Origin of the sequence: Methylocaldum sp. (assembly GCF_039794385.1) — a bacterium.
GTDB lineage: Bacteria > Pseudomonadota > Gammaproteobacteria > Methylococcales > Methylococcaceae > Methylocaldum.
In genome coordinates this window covers 1-4,902 of sequence record NZ_JBDIVO010000336.1, presented here as the reverse complement: position 1 = coordinate 4,902, position 4,902 = coordinate 1, and the positions used below count along the sequence as shown (strand labels likewise).

Here is a 4,902-nt window from a genome sequence, read left to right as displayed (position 1 = left end):
GCAGTTCGGCCAAGTGCAGGAGATTGGTCAGCCGCCGCTCGCCGTCTCGGAATTGCGGCAAATGATCGGTGATGCGGGCGTCTTCGAACCAGCGGCGGAACATCGGCATGAAGCCTTCGCTCAGCCAGACGTGATGATAGGTCTGGAAGCGGTCGAAGATCGCTTCCCAAGCATTCTCGTCCTTTTGCAGTTCCAATATCGCGTTGGCAGTATGATTCATGAGTTCCGTCGCCAGCGCGGCCTTGATCAGCGGCTCCCGCCCGGGCTGGGCGACCGCCTGCAAGATCCGTTCGAGTTCCGCCGCTTCGGGAGTCGAGAACACGTTCTCCTGCCCCTGGCGCACGCTGGGTATGCCGCAGGCCGACAGCGCGTCCTCGATCAAGCGCGCCTGGACGTGGGTGGAGACCAGTACGGCGATGTCGCCCCCGTCGAGGCTTCGCTCGCCCAGGCGCGCCTTGCCCTCGCTTGCGGCGTTGAGCAGCCGGGCGATTTCGAAGGCGGTCGCCGAGGCGGTCAACCGGCTTGCCGCGCCTTTCGAATAGGGCTTTTCCTTTCCTTTGTCGTCTTGCTCCGGCGGCAGCAAAAGAAAGCGGAACGGCTCCTCGCCGTCGTCTTCGATATCCAATACTGCACGCTGCCGCGCGGCGGGCCTTACCTCCGGATAGGGGATCTCGTCGAGCAGGAAAGGCTTCGGATGGCCGACGAACAAGGCATTGACCGCGGCGATGAGATCGCGCTCGGAGCGCTGATTGGTCTTCAGCGTGCGGCGGGTGATGCCTTCGTTGCTCCGCGCTTCGAGGTAGCTGAAGATGTCCGCGCCGCGAAACCCGTAGATCGCCTGCTTGGGATCGCCGACGAAGAACACCGGCGAGCCGCCGTCTCCGTAGATGCGGCGGAAGATGCGGTATTGGATCGGGTCGGTGTCCTGGAATTCGTCAATCAGGGCGGCCCGGTAGCGGCGGCTGACGGTTTCCGCCAGGCGTTCGCCGTGTTCCGAATCCAGCGCGCTGGCCAGGCGGTTCAGCAGGTCGTTGTAGCAGACGACTTGCAGCGCGCTCTTGCGCTGGTCCAGTTCGGCGTCGCAGAACTCGATCAGGCGCCGCTTGAGGCACTGAAGCCGGATTTCGAAATTTCGGCGCAGGGCCTCGTCCGCCTCGACCACGGACCGGCAACGTTGAAAAAAAGGATGCCGCGGTGGCTCGCAAGCTTTCTTGACGGCAGAGGCAAGGGCTTCGGGCGTCAGACGTTGAAGACCTTCCGGCAGATCGAGCAAGGGCGGGACTTCGGGTAAAACGACCGGCTGCGGAGTCTGTTCCGATGCCGGCCATCGGCCGAAAAATTCGGCCGTTTCGGCTAGCCAGTTCCGCAAGCTTTCGGGTTTGGCGCGGGTGCGATTGAAATTCGGATAATCCAGCAGCAGCGCCTCGATGGCAGTCCTTTCGGCATACCAGACTTCCGCCGCTTCGAGCACCGCCTGCCCGAACCGCGCGATGTCGTCCTCCTCGTCAGCCGGTTCGACGGGCCCGGCGATTTTCAGGAACGGCTTGCCTACATGGGGCTGAATTTCGCTCAGCCAGACATCGGGCGATTGATTTGTTTGGGCCAGATAATCGGCCCAAGCTGCGGAGGCGAGATAGACCTCCCGTCGCCAGAAATCGTCGACGATTTCCAGCAGCAAATCGGTTTCGTCCGGCATCAGCTCGCAATCGAAATCCGCTCCCGACTCGAACGCGCTTTCGTTCAAGAGGCGCTGGCAGAATCCGTGGATGGTGTAGACCGCGGCCTCGTCGAACCCGCTGATCGCATAGCCGAGAAGGCGCCTGGCGATCTCGGTCCGGTCGCCGTACAGTTCGAGGATGCGGCGGCAGAAATCGTCGTCGCTTTCGCCGGTTTCGAAGGCGGAAAGGACCTCCCTCAACCGCCTGCGGATACGATCCTGAAGCTCGGCAGTCGCCGCCTTGGTGTACGTCACCACCAGAATCTGATCGACGCTGAGGCCGAGTTCCAGAATCAGCCGAACGTAAAGCCCCGAAATCGTCCAGGTCTTGCCCGTCCCGGCGCTGGCTTCGACCAGATTCAACCCGGCCAGCTCGGCGGCGTAGATGTCGAACTCGGGGGTGTGGTCCAGGGATTGCGGGCTAGCGTGGGGCATGGGCGATTTTGTTATGGGGCCGTCGCGTGATGGAAAAACGTGCCGTATTGTACGGCGCTCGAGCGCCTCGTCATCCATTCCGCTCCAGTTTGTAGGGCGCAATAGCGGTCCCGCGTATTGCGCCGTATGAAGTAATGACCGGAAAACTCACCGTGAGATCAGATGGTCCCACGGTTTGCTATTGTTCCCCAAGGTTATTGTCTCTTCGGAACATGAACTCCTATGCCCGACTACAGACGTTATCGCGTACCCGGTGGAACCTATTTCTTCACCGTTAACCTGCTCGAACGTTACCCGAACGATTTGCTCGTCCGGCGCATCGACCTACTCCGAGCCGTGGTGCGGGAGGTACGGGCCAAGCGGCCGTTCCACATCGATGCGTGGGTGATCTTGCCGGACCACCTGCACGGCATGTGGACGCTGCCGCCCGGCGATGACGATTTCACCAATCGATGGCGGTTGATCAAACAAGGATTCTCCAAAGCGTTGCCGCCGACCGAGCGGCGCTCGCAGGTCCGCATCGCGCGCGGCGAACGCGGAATATGGCAACGCCGGTTTTGGGAACACGCCATCCGCGACGAGGCGGATTATGCGGCGCATGTGGATTATTGCCATATCAACCCGGTGAAACATGGTTATGTCCAGTGCGTGGCGGAGTGGCCTTATTCGACTTTCCATCGGTACGTCGAACGTGGCGTGTATCCGTTAAATTGGGCCGGTGAGGCGGAATCCAATATGGATGCGGGCGAGCGGGCTTGAAGCTCATGCGGCGCAATACGCGAATACGCTATTGCGCCCTACGCGGGCTGAGGCCAAGCTCCAGAATCAGCCGAACGTAAAGCCCCGAAATCGTCCAGGTCTTGCCCGTCCCGGCGCTGGCTTCGACCAGATTCAGCCCGGCGAGCTCGGCGTCGTAGATGTCGAGCTCGGGGGTATGGTCGGTGGATAGCTGGCTGGAAGGGAGCATGGGCGATTTCGTTTAATGCCGTAGAGCGCGGTGAGGAACGAGCCGCATCCTACGCCACGAAGCACTTCTCCGGCAACGACGAGAAAGATTGCGGCTAGAGCATTTTCATACCGACTGTACGGGCATTCGCGAGTAGGTCGGGAATCCTTTCCCGACACCACGTCTCGGCCGAGCGTCTTCGTCGGCAAAGGATTGCCGACCTACGAGTGCTTGAATCCATTCACCCGAGCCGAAGTCGCCAACGACTTCCGCCAAGCCTGTTTTGCCGGACGAGCGAGATGAAAACGCTCTAAAGCAACCGTTTGCGATTAGAAGGGTCGTCTTGGTGTCCCCAAGACGACCGGGAAAGCTGACGCCGTGTGGAAGGAGGGTAGTATTTGCCTTTAACCGCCGGAGTAGTGTTCGACGATCTCGACGCGCCGGTTTTTCGCACGTCCTTCTTCCGTCTTATTCGAAGCGACAGGCGCTATCATGCCGGCGCCCGCGGGCGTCAGGCGGTCGCGAGCGATGCCATGGGCCGACACCAGCGTGTCCGCCACGGCCTGGGCTCGTTTCTGGGAAAGCGACAGGTTGTAGTCGAATGCGCCCTTGCCGTCGGTGTGTCCGACGATGAGGACCTTTAACTTAGGGTTTTCTTTCAGAAGCGCCGCCAATTGCGCGATCTGCGGTTCCGATTCCGGCTTGATCTCCGCCTTGTCGAAATCGAAGTAGATGCCGTAGATCGCGATGCGACCGTCGCGCTCCAGCGCCTGCTGCATTTCGCTGGCCTTGACCAGCGCGATCTTGTCGGCCTCCATCGGCTTCGATTCGACGACCGTCACTGCAACATGCGGCGTCAGAGGCCGGGATTTGGTCGCCTTCGTCTCGACCCCAAGCATCCCGACGGTAACCCGGCCTTCCGGCGCATCCCGCTCCGCCAGCAAATAGACGGTGGTATCCCAGGTCGTCGGCATGCCGATCTGGCCGTTTCCGGCTTCCCAGAAGGTGGGGACCGACCCGCCGGGCGAACATTCCTTCGCGCCCTTGCAGAAGAGACGAATCGTGAATCCCTTCGAGCTCAATGCCGCCTCGTAATTGCGCATGACCTCCAGGATCGAGCGATCCGCGGGGCCTTCATATCGAATCGAGGTGAGCTTCCCGGACACGCCGATCTGCCATGCCTCGGGCTTGTCTTTTTGGCCACGCTCCAGCGGTTTGAACGGCAGCTTCAATTCTTCGTAGGCTTTCGTTTCGTAAAACGTGACAACCGACCCCTCGTAACGTCCGACCAGGGCATGGTCGGCGGAACCGGCCAAATCGGTTTTCTCGGCTTGCACCGTCCCGGCAAAGAGGGCCGGAACCGCCAAAAACAAAAACGAAATCCCCAATGGCAATCTCATGAGTTCACCTCGATTTTTCCGCCCGATCGGGCATTTGTAATTATCCGAGTTTCCAGCGCATCCGCCGGCAAAAATGGCCGCCACCAGCATGAAATCCAAGCCTTGGTCGGCGCCGTCCTCGTCCGGTTGAAAACAAGATTAGATCATTTGTGCGGTGACTGATTGTTCAGCGGCAGTTCGTAGGATGTGCCGACGATAGGAGGCGCATCGTTCGCGGTCGATGCCTGTCCTGAGCCTAGTCGAAGGGCGGTTCGTTTCTCACCGCATCCTACGGTACTTAGAGCCTATCCCAATAGGCGATAATAAGCGTCTTTAACCGGTAACCGAGGAGAAGACCCATGGGACTCATTACCGAAGACGATGGCTGGCGGATTCCCGACGCCTTATGGGAAAAGATGTCACCC

The 4,902-nt window shown here is 60.3% G+C and carries 4 protein-coding genes; 1 reads left to right on the top strand and 3 read right to left on the bottom strand.

The genetic code is table 11. The annotated features are described in order from the left end of the window. Positions 1–2,152, bottom strand: a 2,152-nt coding sequence (locus ABJK70_RS20155; RefSeq protein ID WP_347258895.1) for a UvrD-helicase domain-containing protein, incomplete at its 3' end; no start/stop codon positions are given. A 222-nt stretch (positions 2,153–2,374) separates the two neighbouring features. On the opposite strand from ABJK70_RS20155, the gene ABJK70_RS20150 reads away from it, so the two are divergent. Then, the gene (locus ABJK70_RS20150; RefSeq protein ID WP_347258894.1) at positions 2,375–2,911 is read left to right on the top strand and encodes a transposase; all 537 of its coding nucleotides are present in this window, start codon (positions 2,375–2,377) and stop codon (positions 2,909–2,911) included. Between the two features lie 28 nt (positions 2,912–2,939). Here the strand turns inward: ABJK70_RS20150 and ABJK70_RS20145 are convergent, their stop codons facing one another. Beyond that, entirely contained in the window at positions 2,940–3,119 is a 180-nt protein-coding gene (locus tag ABJK70_RS20145; RefSeq protein WP_347258893.1) for a UvrD-helicase domain-containing protein, read from the bottom strand. 383 nt (positions 3,120–3,502) lie between these two features. After that, a complete protein-coding gene (locus ABJK70_RS20140) occupies positions 3,503–4,498 on the bottom strand; it encodes a DUF4892 domain-containing protein (protein WP_347258892.1) in 996 nt (331 codons plus the stop codon). Positions 4,499–4,902 lie beyond the last annotated feature (404 nt).

Coding starts and splice junctions, on each gene's coding strand:
- ABJK70_RS20145 (WP_347258893.1), bottom strand. CDS start 3,119: ATGCTCCCTTCCAGCCAGCTATCCACCGACCATACCCCCGAGCTCGAC.
- ABJK70_RS20140 (WP_347258892.1), bottom strand. CDS start 4,498: ATGAGATTGCCATTGGGGATTTCGTTTTTGTTTTTGGCGGTTCCGGCC.
- ABJK70_RS20150 (WP_347258894.1), top strand. CDS start 2,375: ATGCCCGACTACAGACGTTATCGCGTACCCGGTGGAACCTATTTCTTC.